This window comes from Burkholderia sp. BCC0097, from assembly GCF_902832985.1.
Taxonomy (GTDB): domain Bacteria; phylum Pseudomonadota; class Gammaproteobacteria; order Burkholderiales; family Burkholderiaceae; genus Burkholderia; species Burkholderia orbicola.
This window is the reverse complement of the sequence record NZ_CADFDM010000006.1, coordinates 257314-277353: the sequence shown is the minus strand read 5'-3', so window position 1 is coordinate 277353 and position 20040 is coordinate 257314. Positions and strand designations below refer to the sequence as shown.

The following is a 20040-nucleotide window of genomic DNA, read 5'->3' as shown; positions in this document are numbered from 1 at the left end:
CGCCGTTTTTTTATGGTCTCGGTGGCTGCGCGCGGGCGCGGCCGGCCCGTCAAACGATGCCTTTCTTGCGCGTCGACAGCGCGGTTTCCGACAGGTCGATCTCGCGGAGCAGCTTCGTCAGCGTCTCGTCGGAAATCTTGCTGTCGCTGCGCAGCCGGTACAGCGCCGAGCGTTCAGCACGCACGGCCGCGATCCGCATCTGCAATTCCATCGTTTCGGCCTGCTGCGCTTGCGCGCGCGGCGTGGGGCCGTCCTCGGCCAGCGCGGCGAGCCGGCGGCGATATTGATCCATCACGCGCGCGGAGATGTCCGCGCAGCGCGCCGCGCCCGATTCGTCGAGATCGGCCGAGATCGCGTCGTGCGACGAATCGATCGCGCGGATCGCGGCCTGCGCGGCGGCCGAGCGTGCGATGCGCTCCTCGTTGCCGAGCGGGTTGCGCGTCGAGCGCACGCCGCGCAGCAGCAGCGGCAGGCCGATCACCCCGACGATCAGCGAGCCGAGAATCACGGCCGACGCGATGAAGACCGCGGTGTCGCGCCCCGGCAGCGGCGCGCCGTCGGACAGCGCGACCGGAATCGACAGCACGCCGGCGAGCGTGACCGCGCCGCGCACGCCGCCGACCGTCATCACCGCGATCGTGCGCACGCCGGCCATCGTGCCGGCGAGGCCATGGCGCGCGGCGCGGCGGCTCGCGAACCAGCGCAGCAGCCACACCCACAGGAAGCGGATCGCATACAGCGCGAGCATCATCGCGCACACGTTGAAGATCATGCGGCCGACCAGCGCGTCGCTCGTATGGTGCGCGTCGACGAGCGCGCGGCCGATGATGTGCGGCAACTGCAGCCCGAGCATGATGAACACCATGCCGTTGAACACGAATTCGATCATCGCCCACGTGCTTTCGGCGCGCACGCGCGACGCGACGGTGCTTTTGCGCGAGAAGCTCGTGTAATTCATCATCATCCCGGCCGACACGGCCGCGAGCACGCCCGACAGGTCGAGGTGCTCGGCGAACAGGTAGGCCGCGAACGGCACCAGCAGCGTCATCACGATGCCGGGGGCCGGATCGCCTTCCTGCTCGGCATTGAGGAAGCGCGTCGACAGCGCGCTGAACACCCACGACACGATCGCGCCCGTCGCGAGCCCGCCGGCGGCGACGATCACGAACGTGACCGACGCGGCGCGCAGCGAGAACACGCCCGTCAGCGCGGCCGCGATCGCGAATTTCAGCGCGACGAGGCCCGACGCGTCGTTCATCAGCGCCTCGCCTTCGAGGATGTGCATCAGTTGCGGCGGAATGCGCCCCTTGCCGGCGATGCCGGACAGCGCGACCGCGTCGGTCGGCGACAGCACCGCGGCGAGCGCGAACGCGATCGGTAGCGGCAACTCGGGAATCAGCCAGTGTGCGAAGTAGCCCACTGCGAGTACCGTCATGAACACGAGCCCGAACGCGAGCATCAGGATCGCGCGGCGCTGCAAGTAAAGCTCGCGCTTCGGAATCCGCCAGCCGTCCGCGAACAGCAGCGGCGGAATGAACAGCAGCATGAAGATCTCGGGATCGAACGTGACGTGCAGGTTCAGCTTCGGCCACGCGAGCATCGCGCCGAACGCGATCTGCATCAGCGGCAGCGGCAGTTGCAACGGCAGGAGACGCGTGACGGCGCCGGACAGCGCGACGGTCAGCAGCAGAATGAGGACTGTGAAAACGATTTCCATCGATACGGCGAATGACGTGGAATGAAACGATCGTACGGAGTGTAGCGTGCCGACGTGACGGGTGCGCTCAAGCGGTCGGTGCGTGCGCACGGAAATGGTGCTTCGAAGGCGCGCCACGGTGGTGCGGCGGCCGCGTGCGGCCGCGCGGCGCATGGGTTCTGCGCGCCTTGCACGGAGCTTGCTTGAAGGTGGGCAGCCACCCGGCCCGCGCCGGGCAACCGAGGGTCCAACCATGACATTGCGCGCCGTCCCGTTCGTCGTCCGTTTCGCCGGACGTCGCGTTCGATTGCATCACCAGGAGGAAGCATGACGATCGTGCAACAGGAGCGTCCGGCCGCCGCGTCGCCGTACCGGTTCGAGCGGGAGATGAGCTCCGGCCTCGAACGGCTGGCGACGCAGCACCGCGACCTGACGCTCACGACCGTGTTCCAGCCGATATTCAGCCTGTCGCATCAGCGCGCGGTGGGCTACGAGGCGCTGCTGCGCGCGCACGATGCGCTCGACCGCCCCGTGTCGCCGCTCGACGTGTTCGGTGAAGCCGCGCGCCGGGACGAGCTGTTGCAGCTCGACCGGCTCGCGCAGGCGCTGCATCTGGAGAATTTCGCGCTGCTCGGCGCGGAGCGCGAGTGGCTGTTTCTCAACGTCCATCCCGGCGTGCTCACCGACCCGTTCCAGGCGGCCGCGCTGCTCGCGAACCTGAAGCGGCTCGGCATGCCGCCGCGCCGCATCGTGCTCGAGGTGCTCGAACAGCGCGCGGACGACGTCGAGCGGCTCGCGGAGGCCGTGCGCGAATTCCGCACGCACGGCTTCCTGATCGCGCTCGACGATTTCGGCGCGGGCCACTCGAACATCGAACGGATCTGGCAACTGAACCCGGACATCGTGAAGCTCGACCGCATCATGCTGTCGCACGCGGCGCACCGCACCGGGCTCACCGCGATCCTGCACGGGCTCGTGACGCTGTTGCACGAGGCCGGCAAGCTGGTGCTCGTCGAAGGGATCGAGACCGAGCACGAAGCGCAGATCGCGCTGTCGTGCGAGGCCGATTTCGTGCAGGGCTACTACTTCGGCCGCCCGGCGCCGGGGCTGCCCGACAGCGCGGCCGCGACCGGCTGCATCGGCGAGCTGACCGAGCGCTTTCGTCAGCAGACCGAAGCGCGCGAGCGGCGCGACACGCAGCGGCTCGCACCGTACCTGCGCGCGTTCGAACGCGCGGCCGAGCGCCTCGAGGCCGGCGAGCCGCTCGACGAGGTGTGCTGGAATTTCCTCGCGCTCGATGCGGCCGCGCGCTGCTTCCTGCTCGACGCTCAGGGCCGGCAGTCGGGCCGCAACGTCGTGCTGCGCGCCGATCGCGCGCTGGCCGAGGCGCGCTTTTCGCCGCTGGCGGACGCGCAGGGCGCGAACTGGCTGCGCCGGCCGTATTTCCGCTCGGCGATCGCCGAACCGGGGCGCGTGCAGGTCACGCGGCCGTACCTGTCGATCAACGAGGCGCAGCCGTGTGTGACGCTGTCGGTGGCCGTGCGCGTCGGCGATGCGCAGCGCGTGCTGTGCGGCGATATCGACTGGCTCGACGACGACGCGCAGGCCGCGTAGCGACGCACGGCTCGCATGCGGCGAAGGCGCGCGGGGCCGCGGGGGCGGCCGTTGCGTTCACCGCGCGCTTCCCCGACAATGGCGCGACCGCGGCCGTCGTGACCGCGCGCGCCGTCCCGGGGGCCACCATGGCGGCGAATAAAAAAAGGAAAACATCATGAAAAGACCGATTTCGCTGACCATCCTCGCGTGGATCATCATCGTGACCAACGCGATCACCTGCGTCTACACGCCGTTCTCGATCGGCATGCCGACCACCCAGGCGCTGCTGTCGCACTACCTGCTGCCCGTCTGGGCGACGCTCGGCATCAGCGTGATCATCGAAGCCGCGAACGTCGTGATCGGCATCGCGATCCTCAAGGGGCGCGAGTGGTCGCGCAAGGCCTACCTCGCGACGTCGGTGTTCGGCTTCGCGTTTTCGTTCGTCAACATGCCGAAGTCGATGTTCATGGTGCTGATTCCCGGCTTCCTGCTGTTCGCGGTGTTCGTCTACCTGCTGTTCCGGCGTCCGGCGACCGCGTATTTCCGTCACGCCTTCGCGTGAGCGTCGTGCGCAACGCGCTGGCGATCGTGCTGTTCTCGATCGCCGGCTTTTGCGTGATGGCCGCGCAGATGGCCGCGTTCCTGAAAGTCGGCCACGCGGGCGCGACGGCCGTATTCGTCGCCGTGCTGTTCGCGGTGTCGGCCGTGCTGCTGGCCGCGGGCGCGTTTGCCGGCGCATTCCGGCCGCGTGCGCGCGGCGCGGGCATCGTGCTGCTCGCCGCGGCCGCGACCACCGCGCTCGGGATGGTGGGCTGGGGGATGCTCCTGCTCACACCGGCGATCGTCGACGTGATGCAGCAGCAGGGCGCGTACTTCGACGCGCGCATGTTCCGGTTCGTGCCGGGCACCGGCGTGACGGCGTTGTCCGCGCTCGTCGGCGTCTGGCTCGTGCGGCGCGGCTGAAGTCCGCGGCTGACGTACGCGGCGGCTGCGCCGCTGGCGTCCGTCGCGCGGCTCGGCTAGGATGCGCGAATTGTCCAGACGATTCGCGGGCCGCCCATGAACCGACATGCCGCTTCCTCCGTTCTCCTCGAAGTGATCGCCACGACCGTCGGCGATGCAAAGGCCGCCGCCCGCGCGGGCGCCGACCGTCTCGAGCTCGTGACCGCGATCACCGAAGGCGGGCTGACGCCGAGCGTCGGCCTGATCGAGGCCGTCGTGGCCGCCGTGCCGATTCCCGTCAACGTGATCGTGCGTCCGCACAGCCGCTCGTTCGTCTATGACGCCGACGACCTGCGCGTGATCGAGCGCGACGTGCGCGCGGCCGTCGCGGCCGGCGCGAACGGTGTCGTGTTCGGCGCGCTCGACGCGCATGGCGACATCGATCTCGGCGCGCTGGCCCGGATCGCGGCGGCCGCCGACGGGCGCGCGCTCACGTTTCACCGCGCATTCGACGTCGCGCGCGATCTGAACGCCGCGTTCGACGCGTTGCTGCGCGTGCCGGCCGTCACGTCGGTGCTGACGTCGGGCGGCCATCCGTCGGTGCTCGATGCGGTCGCGACGATCACGCGGCTCGTGCGGCAGGCGGCGGGCACGACCTGCACGGTGCTGGCCGGCTCGGGGCTCACGATCGACGCGGTCGGCGATTTCGTCCGCGCCACCGGCGTGCGCGCGGTGCATTTCGGCTCGGGCGTGCGGCCGCGCGGCGAGGTGCTGGCGCCCGTCGACGCGCAGCGCGTCGAGCGCGTGCGCGCGGCGCTCGACGGCGCGGCGTCGCACGTGTGACGCGCAGGCCGAAGCTGCGCGTCGGCGCATCGAGACGACCCTCGATTCGCGACACGTACGGCGACCGATGCAGACGATCGGGCGTAAAAAAGCCGGGGCATGCCCCGGCTTTTTCGTTGGCGGGCGCGGCGCGCCGGCCGTTGCCGCTTACGCGTTTTCCGACAGCGCGTCGGCCTGGCTCGCGCGGATGCCGAGGCGCTCGAACAGCGCGCGGTCGCGCTGCGTCTGCGGGTTGCTGGTCGTCAGCAGCTGGTCGCCGTAGAACATCGAGTTGGCGCCGGCGAGGAAACACATTGCCTGCATCGCGTCGTCGAGCTGCTCGCGCCCGGCCGACAGGCGCACGACGGCCTTCGGCATCGTGATGCGCGCGACCGCGATCGTGCGCACGAACTCGAACGGGTCGAGCGGCGCGGTGCCTTCGAGCGGCGTGCCTTCGATCGCGACGAGGTTGTTGATCGGCACCGATTCCGGATACGGGTTCAGGTTCGCGAGCTGCGAGATCAGGCCCGCGCGTTCGCGGCGCGACTCGCCCATCCCGATGATGCCGCCGCAGCACACGTTGATGCCCGCGTCGCGCACGCGGTCGAGCGTGTCGAGGCGATCCTGGTACGTGCGCGTCGAGATCACCTGGCCGTAGAACTCCGGCGACGTGTCGAGGTTGTGGTTGTAGTAGTCGAGGCCCGCGTCGGCGAGCTGCCGGGCCTGTTCGTTTTCCAGCATGCCGAGCGTCATGCAGGTCTCGAGGCCGAGCTCCTTCACGCCGCGCACCATCTCGGTCAGCGCCGGCATGTGGCGCTCCTTCGGGTTGCGCCACGCGGCGCCCATGCAGAAGCGGCTCGCGCCGTTCGCCTTCGCCGCGCGCGCGGCGTCGAGCACCGTGTCGACGTCCATCAGCTTCTCGGCCTTCAGGCCCGTGTCGTGATGCGACGACTGCGAGCAGTAGCCGCAATCTTCCTCGCAGCCGCCCGTCTTGATCGACAGCAGCGTCGACAGCTGCACCGCGTTCGCGTCGAAGTGCTCGCGATGCACCTGTTGCGCGCGGAACATCAGGTCGTTGAACGGCAGCTCGAACAGCGCGACGACGTCGGCGACGCGCCAGCGCTGCGACGCCGGGGCGGCCACGGGGATCGCGGCGGGTTGCACGGCGGCGGTCTGGGCTTGGGTCATTTCGTTTTCCTGTCCTGGGCGGGATTGGGGGATCGGTTGGGTCAAGGCCGCGCGGCGCGCAGCGACTCGACGAGCGCGGCGATGTCGAGCATCGCCGCGGCGGATTCGGGGGCGGCCGGCGTCATGTGCGCGATGCGGCCGATGAGTGGCGCGCGGTGCTCGCGCGCAAGCCAGTCGCGAATCGTCGCGACGTTCTCGTCGGCGAACGACATGGCCGGGTCGACGTGGTTCGCGACCCAGCCCGCGAGCGTGAGGCCGCGCTGGCGAATCGCATCGGCGGTCAGCAGCGCGTGGCTGATGCAGCCGAGCCGCACGCCGACCACCAGCACGACGGGCAGGCCCAGCGCGACCGCGAGATCGGCGGTGTCCTGCGTGTCGTTCAGCGGCACGCGAAAGCCGCCGACGCCTTCGACGACGACGACGTCCGCGCGCGTCAGCGCTTCGCGATGGCACGCGACGATCGTGTCGAGATCGAGCGTCACGCCTTCCTGCGCCGCGACGATATGCGGTGCGGCCGGTGCTTTCAGCAGGAACGGCGTGCGCAGCTCGGGCGGCAGCACGACGTTCGCGGCGGCATCGAGCTGGTCCGCATCCTCGTTGCGCCAGACACCGTCGCGTTCGTACGCGCCGGCCGCGACCGGCTTCAGTGCGGCCGCGCGCAGGCCGTGCCGCGCGAAGCCGTGCAGCATCGCGGCCGACACGAAGGTCTTGCCGATTTCGGTGTCGGTGCCGGTAACGAAGACGGAGAGCGGGGCGGTCATGCTGCTGCCTCCTGCGGTGCCGCTCCCAAGGAGGCCGCAGCCTCGTCGCTGGCCTGGATCAACGCGGCTTCGAGCCTGGCGAGATCGTCGAACGAATGCGCGGCCGACAGCGACACGCGCAGCCGCGACGTGCCGGCCGGCACCGTCGGCGGCCGGATCGCGGGCACCCACAGGCCGTGCGCGTCGAGCGCGCGCATCGCCGCGAGCGTCGCGTCGTTGCTGCCGATCACGAGCGGCTGCACGGCCGTGTGCGAATCGACCGGCTGCCAGCGCGTGTTGCGCAGCAGCGCGCGCGTGCGTTCGATCAGCGCGGCGAGGTGCGCGCGGCGCGCGTCGCCTTCGTCGCCCGCGATCACCTTCAGGCTTGCCGATACCGCATGCGCGACGGCCGGCGGCGCGGCGGTCGTGAAGATGTAGCTGCGCGCGCGCTGGATCAGCCATTCGACCACCGTTTCATGCGCGATCACGAACGCGCCCGCGACGCCGGCCGCCTTGCCGAGCGTGCCGACGTACACCAGATGCGGCGAACGCAGCGCGGTGGCCGCGAGCGCGCCGCGGCCCTGCGGGCCGAGCACGCCGAAGCCGTGCGCGTCGTCGACGACGAGCCACGCGCCGTGGCGCTCGGCCAGCGCGACGAGTTCGGCGAGCGGTGCGAGGTCGCCGTCCATGCTGAACACGGTGTCGCTGACGATCAGCTTCGTTTTGGCCTCCGACGCGTCGAGCAGCGCGGCGAGCGCGGCCACGTCCGCATGCGGATAGACCTGCACGTTCGCGCGCGACAGCCGCATGCCGTCGATCAGCGACGCGTGGTTCAGCGCGTCGGAGAAGATCGTCGCGCCCTTGCCGGCGAGCGCCGTCATCGCCGCGAGATTCGCCATGTAGCCGGTGCTGAAGTACAGCGCGCGCGGCGCGTCGGAGAAGCCGCCCGCGAAGCCCGCGAGTTCGTCCTCCAGTGTGGCGTGCGCGCGCGAATGGCCGCCGAGCAGGTGCGAGCCGCCGCTGCCGGCGCCGTAGCGCTGCGCGCCTTCGGCGAACGCGGCGACGAGCGCCGGATGCGCGGCGAGGCCGAGGTAGTCGTTGCTCGCGAAGCCGACGATCTCGCGGCCGTTCACGGTCATGCGCGCGTCGCACGCGGTGTCGGCGATGCGGCGCACGCGGCGCAGCCCTTGCGCGTCGAGGTCGGCGAGGCCGCGTTGCAGGGTATCGAGCAGGCTCATCGGCCGAGGTCCTCCAGCGTGGCCTCGAGCGTGTCGCGCGTGCGCTGCGCGAGCCACGCGATGTCGTCGTCGTTCATCACGTACGGCGGCATCAGGTACACGGTCGTGCCGATCGGGCGCAGCAGCAGCTCGCGTTCGAGCGCGCGTTCGAAGAAGCGCCGCGAGAAGCCGCGCGCCGCGTCGCCGTCGAGCGCGACGTCGAATGCGAACAGCGTGCCGCGCTCGCGCAGGTGGCGCACTTGGCGGTGCGTGTCGAGCGGTGCGAGCGCCGCGCGCAGCGTCGCCGACTTGCGGGCGTTGCTCGCGAGCACGTCGTCGCGCGCGAACAGGTCGAGCGTCGCAACGGCCGCGCGGCACGCGAGCGGGTTGCCGGTATACGAATGCGAGTGCAGGAAGCCGCGCGTCGTGTCGTCGTCATAGAACGCCGCGAACACGTCGTCGCGCGTGAGCACCAGCGACAGCGGCAGGTAGCCGCCGCTGATCCCTTTCGACAGGCACATGAAATCGGGCCAGACGCCGGCCTGCTCGCACGCGAAGAAGGTGCCGGTGCGCCCGCACCCGACCGCAATCTCGTCGGCGATCAAATGCACGCCGAATTCGTCGCACAGCGCGCGCAGCCCGCGCACGTACGACGGATCGTGCATCGCCATGCCGGCCGCGCATTGCACGAGCGGCTCGACGATCAGCGCGGCGATCCGGTCGCCGCGTTCGACGAACAGGCGCCGCACGTCCGCGAGCGCGCGGCCCGCGACGTCGGCGGCCGTCTCGCCCGGCAGCGCGCCGCGCGCATCGGGCGACGCGACCACGTGCGCGTGGCGGATCAGCGGGTCGTACGCATCCTTGAACAACGCGACGTCGGTCACGCCGAGCGCGCCGATCGTCTCGCCGTGATAGCTGTTCGCGACGCAGACGAATTCCTGCTTGTTCGCGCGGCCGCGGTTGCGCCACGCGTGGAAACTCATCTTCAGCGCGATCTCGACGGCCGACGCGCCGTCGGATGCGAAGAACGCATGGCCGAGCGTGCGCGCGGTGAGCGCATGCAGCCGTTCGGCGAGCTCGATCGCGGGCTCGTGCGTGCAGCCGGCGAGCATCGCGTGCTCGAGCGTGTCGAGCTGGTCCTTCAGCGCCGCGTTGATGTCCGGGTTCGCATGGCCGAACAGGTTGACCCACCACGAACTGATCGCGTCGAAGTAGCGGCGGCCGTCACGGTCGTACAGCCACAGGCCCGCGCCGCGCGCGACGGGGACGAGCGGCAGGCGCTCGTGATGCTTCATCTGGGTGCAGGGGTGCCAGACCGCGCGCAGGCTGCGCGCGACCCAGTCGTCGGTGGCTGGCGTACTCAAGGCGACTCCGGGGGTAAAACGACCGCGCGGCATCGACGGGATGCCGCGCGGCGGGACACGAAACGCGCAGAGATTAGCGTGTTCCGCCGGACGTTGCACTAGCGGTTACAAACCCCGCGCAGCCTTACTGGGCGGGAGTTCGGCGCAGTTCGGCGTTGCTCGGAACGGAACGCGGCGGATCGGGCGAAATGCGCGCAGATGGCGACGTTCGAGTGACGCCCCCCGACAGAAAAAATCGCGGGGCGGGGCGCGATGGAGCGACGAAATAAGGGGAGCGATGAGGGTGTGATGCTGGCGGCGACAACGGGCCGAGTTCGTTGCGCGGGGGCGATCGACGCGGGGCGGCGCAACGCCGGACGATTGGACGAAATCTGGCGCGAATTCAGGTCGATTGCTCGTAAAAACGCGCATTACGCGATGTGTGCCCGATTTGACGAGCATGCGGCGGAGTGCCGCAGTGACGTTGAATCGACGGCGCGCGAAGGAGGAAGCGGGAGGAGCGACAACCGCGCGTCAGCGCGAAGCCAAAGCGCGCGTATCGGTGTCGCGGGTGGGGGTGTCGCCGTTGTCGGCCGTCTGCGTCGTGCTGTCGTTCCACACGACGCGGTCGTTGACCGCATACAGCCGGCACGCGCCCGCGCCTTGCTTCGCGCAGTTGTCGAGCGCGAGCGCCATCGGATCGTCGCCGCCTTCGGCCCACGACCACGCGCCTTCCGACGACACCGCGAACGCGCGGCTCGGATGCTGGTTCAGGAAGCGGCGATAGCCTTCGCGGCCGGCTTCGTCGACGTAGGGCACAGCGTTGACCGCATCGATCGACGCATAGCCGGTGGCCTTCGGTTCGTGCGGGTTCGCGACGGCATAGCGCACCGCGGTCGGCAGGTTCAGTTCGGCGAGGAACGCGTGCACGGCCGGCCACCAGACGGGCACGCCGTCGCGATCGACGATCAACCGGTGCGCATCGTCCTTGTAGCGGCCGAAATCGATGAACTGCGCCTGCGTGCCGTGCGACAGGTACGCATCGTGCATCTGCGCGACGAGCGCGGGCGTCCACACCGAATCGTTGTCGCCGTACAGCCACAGCGACCGCACGGCCGTGTGCGCGCCGTACTGGTCGAACGCGTCGACGAGGTTGCGCTGCCAGCCGTCGCACAGGTCCTGGCGCAGCCCGCCGGAAAAGTTGATGATGCCGCGCACGCCCGCCGCAGCTTCGGTGCCGTACGCGACCGACACGAGCCCGCCGTGCGACGTGCCGGCGACGACGATGCGCGACGCATCGACGTACGGCTGGTGCGCCATGTAGCGTACCGTCGCATCGACGTCCGCGGCCTGCGCGAGGCCGTTCTTGCCGACGTTGCAACCTTCCTGCCGGTACGTGCCGTCCGAGCCGGCGAAGCCCTGGCGATTCGGCGCGATCACCGCATAGCCGCGGCGCACGAATTCGCGCGCGAACGCGAGCGGCCGGCTGCGCGGCTGCAGATGCAGATCGCCGGTATTTTTGCCGTGGTTGAAGACGACGAGCGGGAACGGGCCGGGGCCGTTCGGCTTGAAGAGCGTCGCCTCGAGCGTGATGGCGCCCGAAGCGTCGGCCGGAATGCGGAGGATCTGTTCGTTGAGGTCGGCGGCGACCTGCGGCAGGTTCGCGTCGGCGTAGTCGAAGTGCTCGGCGTGCGCGAGCGAGCCGCTGGCGCCTGCACCCGTATTGGCGCTCGGCAGCGTACCGGCCTGAGCGGCCGACAGCGCACAGGCCGCCATCCATCCCACCAATACCTTGCTGAACGCCATTCGTAAGCCCTGCCATGCAACATCACCAAGTCGAGCCCATCGTAGCCCGACAAAATCAGGTTGTGCAATGCGGGAATTACCCGGCGTCTGACATGGCAACTATTTGTCAGCGTTCACTTACTTCGCCGTCGACATAGCGCCAGAAACCCTGCTCGTCGCGCTCGAAACGGCTCGTCTCGTGGAGCCGGTAAGCGCGTCCGCCGACCTTGTAGCGGGCCACGAATTCGACCTCCGCGTGCCGGTCGTCTAGCGGCGCGTGGCGTTTGACCGAGAGGCCGAGCCAGCGCGGCGCGTCCGGCGCGTCGGGGTCGGTGTCGAGATCGGGCGGGCAGGTGCGCGCGGCCCATGTCGCGCGCAGGTAATCGGTCGCGCCGAGCACGTAGGCGCTATACCGCGAGCGCATCAATTCGAGTGCGCTCGGGGCGGCTTGCCCGCCGTCGATGAAGCGGCCGCAGCACGCCGCATAGCGCGGCGCCGGGGCTTTGCCGGCGGGCGCGGGGGACGCGCCGCCGCACGGGCACACGTCAGGTCGGTTCAAAATCATGCGTAATATGAATTAACAACGAGCGGTTGCCGATGCAGCTCACCAGCTTAGCTCGACGCCGTCGTACTGGAAGAACCGGCCATTCGCCTGGGACACGTCCGCAGCGGATTCGGCGATCACGCGACGCATGCCGGTCACGCTCGTTTCCGGATCGATCGCGGCCTGCGCGCCGCCCATGTCGGTGCGCACCCAGCCGGGATGCAGCGAAATGCACGCGGCATGGCGCGTCTGCAGCGACGCGATGCGCAGCGCGTCGTTCAGCGCGGCCTTGCTCGCGCGGTACAGCCAGCCGGTCGTGCCGGTCGCCTCGGCGATGCTGCCCATCCGGCTCGACACGACGGCCAACACGCCGCGCGCGTCCTCGACGAGCGGCAGCAGGATCGGCAGCAACTGCATCGGCCCGCGCACGTTGGTATGCATCACCGCGTCGAAATCCTCGGCGGTGATCGTCTCGACGCCTTCGGTGCGCGGCCCGTACACGCCCGACACCAGCACGGCCGCATCGAGCCGTTCGCCGTCGAGCTTCCAGCCGAGCGCCGCGATCTGCTCGGGCCGCGCGATGTCGAGCGCATGCGGCTGCGCGCCGAGCGCGCGCAGCGCGTCGAGCGATGCCGCGTCGCGTGCGGTGGCGATCACGTTCCAGCCGTCGCGCCGGTATTGCCGGACGAATTCGCGGCCGAGGCCGCGTGACGCGCCGACGATCAATACGGTTTTCATTTCCGTCGCTCCTTGGGTTGGCGCCGCCGCGGCAGTGCCGGTGTCAGATCCGTTCGATGCGTGCCGCGCCCGCGCGACAGCCGCCGCCGGGCGGCTGGCGCGCACCGCACGTTACTGTGCGTCGTCGCACGGCTTCAGCGTGGCGGCGACCGCCTGCGCGACGTCTTCGAGCCGTGCAGCGTCCGCCGCGACCATGTCGTTGTCGGGCGCATGCTGGCCGCGCGCGGTCAGCGCCGCCACGCAGCGCTTGTAGGTTGCGTCGAGCGCGTCGAAGTTCGACACGGACATCCCGAGGTTGCGCATCCGGCCGTCGTGCACGCCGTACACGAGCCCGTGCACGGTGAGCGACTGGCCGCGTGCCCACGCGTCGTTGACGATCGTCGTGCGGCACACGTTGACGACCTGTTCGATCGAGTTCAGCTCGATCAGGCGGCGATAGCGCGCTTCGCCGACCGGCCATTCGTCGAGCAGCGCCGCATGGCGCTCGCGCACGTCCTGCACGTGATGCAGCCAGTTGTCCGCGAGGCCCACGCGGCGGTTGTGCAGCGCCGCGTTCACGCCCGAGCAGCCGTAGTGACCGACGACCATGATGTGCTTCACGCGCAGGATGTCGACCGCGAACTGAATCACCGACAGGCAGTTCAGGTCGCTGTGCACGACCACGTTCGCGATGTTGCGGTGCACGAACACTTCGCCCGGCGGCAGGCCGATGATCTGGTTCGCCGGCACGCGCGAATCCGAGCAGCCGATCCACAGATATTCCGGCGCCTGCTGGTCGGCGAGCCGGGCGAAGAAATCGGGATCGTCGGCGAGCTGGCGCTTGACCCAGGCATCGTTGTTGTCGAACAGATGTGAAAGCGGATTGTCTTGGGTAGTCATCGGTGTGGATTCCGTTGGCGGAAATCAAGTCGATATCGGATGGGGTGTTGCCGGCGTCAGGCGGCGCGCTGCGCGTCGCCTGCGCCGTCGGCGCGGCCTGTCGCGCCGAAGCGCGCGGCGTAGCGCACGCAAAAGCGCAACGCAGCGTCGTACGGATAAAAATCGGGCAGTTCGCCCTGCATCAGCTTGTCCTTGCTCGCCTGCCACAGCGCCGGGTCGAAAAAGTCCGCGTGATGCTTCATGAAGACGCTGCGCACGCGCGGGTCGCCGAGCAGGAACGGCCCGTAGGTCTCCGGAAAGATGTCGTGCGGGCCGACGGTATACCACGGTTCGCCGGACAGCTCGTCCTCCTCGTTGCGCGGCGGCGGCACGCGCCGCACGTTGCAGTCGGTCAGGTATTCGATCTCGTCGTAGTCGTAGAACACGACGCGGCCGTGGCGCGTCACGCCGAAGTTCTTGTACAGCATGTCGCCGGGGAAGATGTTCGCCTTCATCAGCTCCTTCACCGCGTTGCCGTATTCCTTCACGCCGTGCTCGACGTCCGCGTCGCTGCCGTTCTGCAGGTACAGGTTCAGCGGCGTCATCCGGCGCTCGATGTACAGGTGCTTGATCACCAGCTTGTCGTCCTCGTATTCGAGCAGCGACGGCACTTCCTTCTCGAGTTCGCGCACGAGCGCGTGATCGAGCCGCGCGAGCGGCAGCGCGACGCTCGAATACTCGAGCGTGTCGGCCATCCGCCCGAGGCGGTCGTGGCGCTTCACGAGCTGGTACTTCTCCATGATCTGCGCGCGCGTCGTTTCCTTCGGCGGCGGGAAGTAATCCTTGATGATCTTGAACACGTACGGGAACGACGGCAGCGTGAACACGAGCATCACGAGGCCCTTGATCCCGGGCGCGATGATGAAGCGGTCGCTCGAATGCGACAGGTGGTGCAGCAGGTCGCGGTAGAACAGGTTCTTGCCCTGCTTCTGCAGCCCGACCGACGTGTAGATCTCGGCCTTCGGCTTGCCCGGCATGATCGTGCAGAGGAAATCCACGTACGCGGACGGCACGCCCATGTCGACGAGGAAGTACGAATGCGAGAAGCTGAAGATGATCTGCAGCAGGTCGCGGCGCAGCAGCACGGTATCGAGCGCGAGCACGCCGGGGCGCACGTGGCGGATCGGCACCGCGAACGGCAGCACGCGGTCGGCGTTGATGATGCGGCCGACGATGTACGCGCTCTTGTTGCGGAAGAACAGCGACGACAGCACGTGGATCTGGAAATTCGGCGCTTCATCGAAGTGGCCGAATTCGTCGTCGATCGCCTGCATCACGCAGCCGATGTCGCGCGTGAGATCCTCGAATGCCGGCTCGAGCTGGAAGTTCGTGACGATGCGCTCGAGCGTGACCGCGAGCCCGTCGGTGCCCGGATAGTACGCGCGGTAGGTCGGTTTCGCGGCCGGCTCGTCGTTCTCCAGATACTCGGTCGAGATCGCCGGGCGCACGAAGATGAAATCGTTGCTGAAATACGAGCGGTGCAGGATCTTGCAGCACACCGAATTGAAGAAGGTTTCCGCGCACTCGGGCTGGCGGTGCGACGTGAGCAGGCCGATGTAATGCAGCTTGATCTGCTGCCACACTTCGTCGTCGATGTTCTCCGCGTCGTATTCGTCTTCCAGCACCTCGACGCATTCCTTCACGCGCTCGTCGTACGACGTGATCCGTTCGCGCGCGAGCCGCTGCAGCCCGTGCCAGTCGCCGCGCTCGAACAGCGTCTTCGCATCGACCGCCGCTTCGCGGAAGATCCGGTAATGGCGATCGAAGTATTCGAGCATCGTCTGCGCGACGTCGAAACCGATCTGCGACGACAGCAGTTTGGGGAAGTGATTCATCGCGTGCAGGCTCGTTCAAGGGGCTGTAAGCACCCGCCATTTTAGCGCCCAAGTCGGCGTTTCAATGACTTTCGGGGTGACGCGCGAACAGTCGTCAATCGGTGTGTTGCTCGCCGTTAGGCACTGTTCGGTGCATCTTCGCGTAAAGATGCGGGTACGGAACCGATTCTGACACGAACTTTTTTGACGGGCCGCAGGCCGCCGGGCACGTCTTTCTCGCGACGGCGATAGAATCGACGCACCGCCCGCCGCGCGTGCCGCCGGCGCGCATTCGCACCGATAACGACGAGACGCCCCACCGATGAACGCCCTGGAACACCAACTCGACTACCCCTTCGCCGATACGCTGCCCGCCGCGGGCGACACGTTCGAGGTCGCGCCCGGCGTGCGCTGGCTGCGCATGCCGCTGCCGTTTTCGCTCGATCACATCAATCTCTGGCTGCTGCGCGACGAGATCGACGGGCAGGCCGGCTGGACGGTGGTCGATTGCGGGATCTCGTCGGATGCGATCCGCACGCACTGGGAGCAGATCTTCGACACGCAGCTCGACGGCCTGCCCGTGCTGCGCGTGCTCGTCACGCACTGCCACCCCGATCACTTCGGCCTCGCGAACTGGCTGTGCGAAGGCGGCGACAAGGGCCGCTGGAACGTGCGGTTGTGGATGACGCTCGGCGAATATATGTTCGGCTGCCTGATGGCGGCCGGCAACGGTTCGAACGCGGGCGGCGCGGCTGTCGCCGATCACTTCGCGCGCCACGGGCTGACCGATCCGGCCGCGCTCGACAAGCTGCGCAACCGCCGCAGCTACTACGCGGATCTGGTGCCGGCCGTGCCGCCGCGCTACCGGCGCCTGCGCGAAGGCGACGCGGTGACGATCGGCGCGCGCACGTGGCGCGTCGTCACCGGCTTCGGTCATTCGCCTGAACATTGCGCGCTCCACAGCGAAGCGGACGGCGTGCTGATTTCCGGCGACATGGTGCTGCCGCGCATCTCGACGAACGTGTCGGTGTTCGACCTCGAGCCGGAAGCGAATCCGCTCGCGCTGTACCTCGAATCGCTCGGCCGCTACGAGACGATGGCGCCCGACACGCTCGTGCTGCCGTCGCACGGCAAGCCGTTCCGCGGCGTGCGCACGCGCATCGCGCAACTGCGCGAACACCACGATGCGCGCCTGGCCGAAGTGCGCGTCGCGTGCGCGGAGCAGCCGATGAGCGCGGCCGATATCGTGCCGATCATGTTCCGCCGCCGCGAGCTCGACATCCACCAGATGACGTTCGCGCTCGGCGAGGCGCTCGCGCACCTGAACCTGCTGTGGCTCGCGGGCGAGCTCGTGCGCGAGCAGGGCGACGACGGCGTGCTGCGGTTCCGCACCGCCGGCTGAGCGTGCTTCGTTGCCTTTACGCGACGGGTTCGTAACGCCATCCGTCGCGATGCCACTGCATCGTGTGAGTTGGTTCGAGCGCCGCGAGAAACGCGGCGTCGTGTGACGCGACCACGATCGCGCCGGGGAAGCCGGCCAGCGCTGCTTCGATCGCATGCACCGATTCGAGATCGAGGTGATTGGTCGGCTCGTCGAGCAGCAGCAGTTGCGCGGGCGTGCCGCGCCACAACGCGCAGGCGAGCGCGGCCTTCAGCCGTTCGCCGCCGCTCAGTTGCCGCGCGGGTTGCGTCGCACGCGTCGCGTCGAGTTGCAGCAGCGCGAGACGGCTGCGCAGGTCGCCTTCGGCGAGCGGCGTATCGAGCAGACCCAGTTGCTCGACGATCGAGCGCTCGGGGTCGAGCAACGCGAGCCGCTGGTCGAGATACGCGGCGCTCACGTGCGTCGTGCAGGTACCTGAACGCGGCATGAGTTCGCCCGCGAGCATTCTCAGCAACGTCGACTTGCCGCAGCCGTTCGGGCCCGTCAGCGCAATGCGCACAGCGCCGCTTGCGGACCACGTGATCGTGTCGGCGTCGCCCGCGACGCGCCACGGCAGTTGCGCGCGTTCGAGCGTGAACAGCTGGCGGCGCGCGCTGACCTCGGTGCCCGGCAGTGATACCAGCACCGGCGCGTCGGCCTCGACGCGCGCGGCCGCTTCCTGCACGCGCGCGTCGAGCGTCGCCTTGAAGTCGCTCTGATGACGCCGGACCGTCCCCATGATCGCGCGCGCGGCGCCCTTGCGGCTCTGACGCGCCATCGACGACAGGTTGGCCGTCTTCGCGTCGCGCAGCGACGCGGCCGCGTGACGCTGGATCGTGTCGTGTTCCTGTTCGAGCCGGCGCCGTACGCGCCCGCGCTCGGTGCGCGCATGGTCGAGCGCCGCGTGCGCGGCGTCCTGTTCCGCGTCGCGTTGCGCGCGGTAGAGCGCATAGTTGCCGCCATATGAACGCGCGCCGTGCGGCGTCAGCTCGACGATGCGTTGCACGCCGGCGAGCAGCGCACGGTCGTGGCTGACGATGACGACGCCGCCGCGCCAGCCGTCGAGCGCCGCGCGCAGCCAGGCACGGCCCGGTGCGTCGAGATGGTTGGTCGGTTCGTCGAGCACGAGCAGGCCGGCGCCGGACAGCAGCGCGCCGATCAGCGCGACGCGTGCGACCTGGCCGCCGCTCAGCGCGTGCGCGAGCGTGTCGGCATGGACGTCGTGCAGGCCGGCCGCGTCGAGCGCCATGCGCAGGCGTTCCGCGAGATCCCAGCGATCGCCGATCAGGTCGAAGTCGTTCGGTGTTGCGTGGCCTTCCGCGAGACGCGCGAGTGCCCCGAGCGGTGCATCGAGCGCGGCGATCTGCGCGACGGTCCGCGGGACGGCGGCCGCGTCGTCGCGGTCGCGGCCGTGATCGTGCTGTTGTGCGACGTAGACGACGTGCGCATGCCGCTCGATCGTTCCCGCGCTGGGTGCACGGCAGCCGGCGATCAGTTGCGCGAGCACGCTCTTGCCGACGCCGTTGCGGCCGACGATGCCGGTCGGCGTGTGGTCGATGGACAGGTCGAGCGAATCGAACAGCGTGACGCCGTCGTCGAAGCGGAAGGAAACGTGATGAAGCGCGACGAGCGCGCCGGTGGGCGTGGCTGCAGCCATGAGCACCTCCAAAAATGCATGAAGACCTTCGCGCGCGGCGTGCGTGGCACGGGCGGCGAAAACATTTCAGGAAGGCTTAGTTGTTCACTTTGGCTGGCGTCCAGTATGAGGAACAGGCGCGCAGTGTAGCAAGCGCCACGCGCGGGCCGCAAGCGAGCGGCGTCGCTTACGCGCCACGCACGCGCACCGCACGGCGACGGCGGAGACGTTCTGCGATGCGAATGGATCCGCGCAATATCCGCTCGCGTTCGTGCGCATAAGCGCCGTCGCAGCCGGATGGCGGGCGGAACCTACAGTAACTGGTCGCGGATGGTTTACCGTACCGTTGCATGGAGCTTCATGCGCGTGTCAATGCCGTGATGCCCGACGATGTGTGTCGGTGTGCGATCAATGAGGAGATCGAGCAGATTGGATTGCGTGAACGCTTTGAGGCGCTCGGATTCGGGCAAATCTGAAAAATTGGTACTAGAACGACGATTTTTTTATTGAAATTGGAGCCCGGCTGATATCTGGACAGTTCGCTTCCGCCCAGAATAGCGTTCGATGCATGCACGATGAGCAACGTTGGTCTCGGGGCGTGCATGACTTGTTCATTCTTCGACGGGAAAACTGATGGCACCAAGCTGCGTCGTAACTGACCGCCCTAGCCGGCGTTGCGTTGTCCGAGCGACAATCGTCATACTGGCGGTGGCGGGGATGGCGGTATCCGGCCTTGCGTCCGCAGGCTGCGTGCTGGCAGACACACGTGCCCCGGTCGTTGTGCTGTCCGGCAATATCGACACTGGTCGTGATGCGCCGCTTGGTGCAGAAATCGCACGTTTCACCTGGAATACGACCGACTTCACATTTGGCACCCGCTGTACGCCCGGGACGGTGACGCTTGCCAACACCGTCACGCCGAACATGGGCCCGGGCGTCGGAAACCTCTATCCGACTTCGATAAAGGGTGTGAGCGTCAGGATCGGACTGAACGACACGAGCGTGAATGGCGACATGATTTTCCCGAATAGCTACACGCTCAAGGCCGGTCCGGGCAGCCCGATCTTCCCGGGAGTTTCGATCATGTGGCGCAACCTCACCGTCTTCTATTCGCTGGTCAAGACCGGACCCATCGATGGCGGCGCGATTACCAGGCTACCGGATGCCGCAATGGCTCTCGACGGCAAGACCTACTTGGTGGCACGGGCCGTAGGGAATGTGACGCTCAAGGCTGCAAGCTGCACGACGCCCGATGTCTCGGTCAGTTTGGGACGCCATTCGATGGCCGAGTTCCCTGGCGTCGGTGCGACATCGAAGCCAATCGCGTTCGATCTGAAAATCGACAATTGTCCCGACGGGCTCAAATCGATCGGCTACCGGTTCGAAGCGCCGGCCGGCACGCTCGATGCGGCCGGCGGCGTCATCGCGTTGAATGCATCGTCCACGACGAAGGGCTTCGGCGTCAAGCTGATGGACGGTGCCGGCAAAGCGATCGATCTGCGGCGCTCATACGAAATCGCACCGCGCCCCGGCTTGCGATCGTACAGTGTGCCACTGCAGGGCGCCCTCTACCGGACGGCAATGAACGCAAGCGGCGGTAGAGCCGATGCGGTGCTGACTGTCACGATGTCGTATCTTTGA

17 protein-coding genes are annotated in these 20040 nt (G+C 68.3%); 6 read left to right on the top strand and 11 right to left on the bottom strand.

The features are described 5' to 3' along the window. Positions 1-49: 49 nt before the first annotated feature. The gene (locus HWX07_RS21725) at positions 50-1717 is read right to left on the bottom strand and encodes a Na+/H+ antiporter (RefSeq protein ID WP_175877627.1); all 1668 of its coding nucleotides are present in this window, start codon (positions 1715-1717) and stop codon (positions 50-52) included. A 306-nt stretch (positions 1718-2023) separates the two neighbouring features. Here HWX07_RS21725 and HWX07_RS21720 point away from each other — a divergent pair, with 306 nt between their 5' ends. The 4 genes from HWX07_RS21720 to HWX07_RS21705 all read left to right on the top strand — a co-directional run bounded on the left by HWX07_RS21720 (position 2024) and on the right by HWX07_RS21705 (position 5077). Beyond that, positions 2024-3310: an EAL domain-containing protein gene (locus HWX07_RS21720; protein ID WP_175877626.1), complete on the top strand. Its 1287-nt coding sequence runs from the start codon at positions 2024-2026 to the stop codon at positions 3308-3310. A 157-nt stretch (positions 3311-3467) separates the two neighbouring features. Further along, a complete protein-coding gene (locus tag HWX07_RS21715; RefSeq protein ID WP_012329334.1) occupies positions 3468-3854 on the top strand; it encodes a hypothetical protein in 387 nt (128 codons plus the stop codon). Further along, positions 3851-4255, top strand: coding sequence for a hypothetical protein (locus HWX07_RS21710; protein ID WP_175877625.1), 405 nt, complete (start codon positions 3851-3853; stop codon positions 4253-4255). Before HWX07_RS21715 ends, HWX07_RS21710 begins: the two co-directional genes overlap by 4 nt. Before the next feature lie 96 nt (positions 4256-4351). After that, a complete protein-coding gene (locus HWX07_RS21705) occupies positions 4352-5077 on the top strand; it encodes a copper homeostasis protein CutC (protein ID WP_175877624.1) in 726 nt (241 codons plus the stop codon). A gap of 147 nt (positions 5078-5224) precedes the next feature. On the opposite strand, the gene bioB is transcribed toward HWX07_RS21705, so the two are convergent. From bioB to aceK, 9 genes are all read right to left on the bottom strand, one after another. Continuing rightward, complete coding sequence (gene bioB, locus HWX07_RS21700) at positions 5225-6244, bottom strand: biotin synthase BioB (RefSeq protein WP_069233221.1); 1020 nt, start codon at positions 6242-6244, stop codon at positions 5225-5227. A gap of 41 nt (positions 6245-6285) precedes the next feature. Further along, positions 6286-7005, bottom strand: a complete 720-nt coding sequence (gene bioD / locus HWX07_RS21695; protein ID WP_175877623.1) for a dethiobiotin synthase — start codon at positions 7003-7005, stop codon at positions 6286-6288. Beyond that, on the bottom strand, positions 7002-8222 hold the full coding sequence (gene bioF, locus HWX07_RS21690) for an 8-amino-7-oxononanoate synthase (protein ID WP_175877622.1): 1221 nt from the start codon (positions 8220-8222) through the stop codon (positions 7002-7004). The genes bioD and bioF overlap by 4 nt, the downstream gene beginning before the upstream one ends. After that, a complete protein-coding gene (gene bioA, locus HWX07_RS21685; protein ID WP_175877621.1) occupies positions 8219-9565 on the bottom strand; it encodes an adenosylmethionine--8-amino-7-oxononanoate transaminase in 1347 nt (448 codons plus the stop codon). Before bioA ends, bioF begins: the two co-directional genes overlap by 4 nt. A gap of 513 nt (positions 9566-10078) precedes the next feature. After that, positions 10079-11350: a CocE/NonD family hydrolase gene (locus HWX07_RS21680; RefSeq protein WP_175877620.1), complete on the bottom strand. Its 1272-nt coding sequence runs from the start codon at positions 11348-11350 to the stop codon at positions 10079-10081. A 106-nt stretch (positions 11351-11456) separates the two neighbouring features. Further along, positions 11457-11894: a YchJ family protein gene (locus HWX07_RS21675; RefSeq protein WP_175877619.1), complete on the bottom strand. Its 438-nt coding sequence runs from the start codon at positions 11892-11894 to the stop codon at positions 11457-11459. 39 nt (positions 11895-11933) lie between these two features. Continuing rightward, the gene (locus tag HWX07_RS21670; protein ID WP_175877618.1) at positions 11934-12611 is read right to left on the bottom strand and encodes an SDR family oxidoreductase; all 678 of its coding nucleotides are present in this window, start codon (positions 12609-12611) and stop codon (positions 11934-11936) included. A 111-nt stretch (positions 12612-12722) separates the two neighbouring features. Beyond that, complete coding sequence (can, locus tag HWX07_RS21665) at positions 12723-13490, bottom strand: carbonate dehydratase (protein WP_050017787.1); 768 nt, start codon at positions 13488-13490, stop codon at positions 12723-12725. Positions 13491-13546: 56 nt separating this feature from the next. Next, positions 13547-15364, bottom strand: a complete 1818-nt coding sequence (gene aceK, locus HWX07_RS21660) for a bifunctional isocitrate dehydrogenase kinase/phosphatase (RefSeq protein WP_175877617.1) — start codon at positions 15362-15364, stop codon at positions 13547-13549. 301 nt (positions 15365-15665) lie between these two features. Here aceK and HWX07_RS21655 point away from each other — a divergent pair, with 301 nt between their 5' ends. Further along, complete coding sequence (locus HWX07_RS21655; protein ID WP_175877616.1) at positions 15666-16745, top strand: MBL fold metallo-hydrolase; 1080 nt, start codon at positions 15666-15668, stop codon at positions 16743-16745. A 16-nt stretch (positions 16746-16761) separates the two neighbouring features. Here the strand turns inward: HWX07_RS21655 and HWX07_RS21650 are convergent, their stop codons facing one another. Continuing rightward, a complete protein-coding gene (locus tag HWX07_RS21650; RefSeq protein ID WP_175877615.1) occupies positions 16762-18420 on the bottom strand; it encodes an ABC-F family ATP-binding cassette domain-containing protein in 1659 nt (552 codons plus the stop codon). A gap of 696 nt (positions 18421-19116) precedes the next feature. Here HWX07_RS21650 and HWX07_RS21645 point away from each other — a divergent pair. Further along, positions 19117-20040, top strand: coding sequence for a fimbrial protein (locus HWX07_RS21645; protein ID WP_175877614.1), 924 nt, complete (start codon positions 19117-19119; stop codon positions 20038-20040).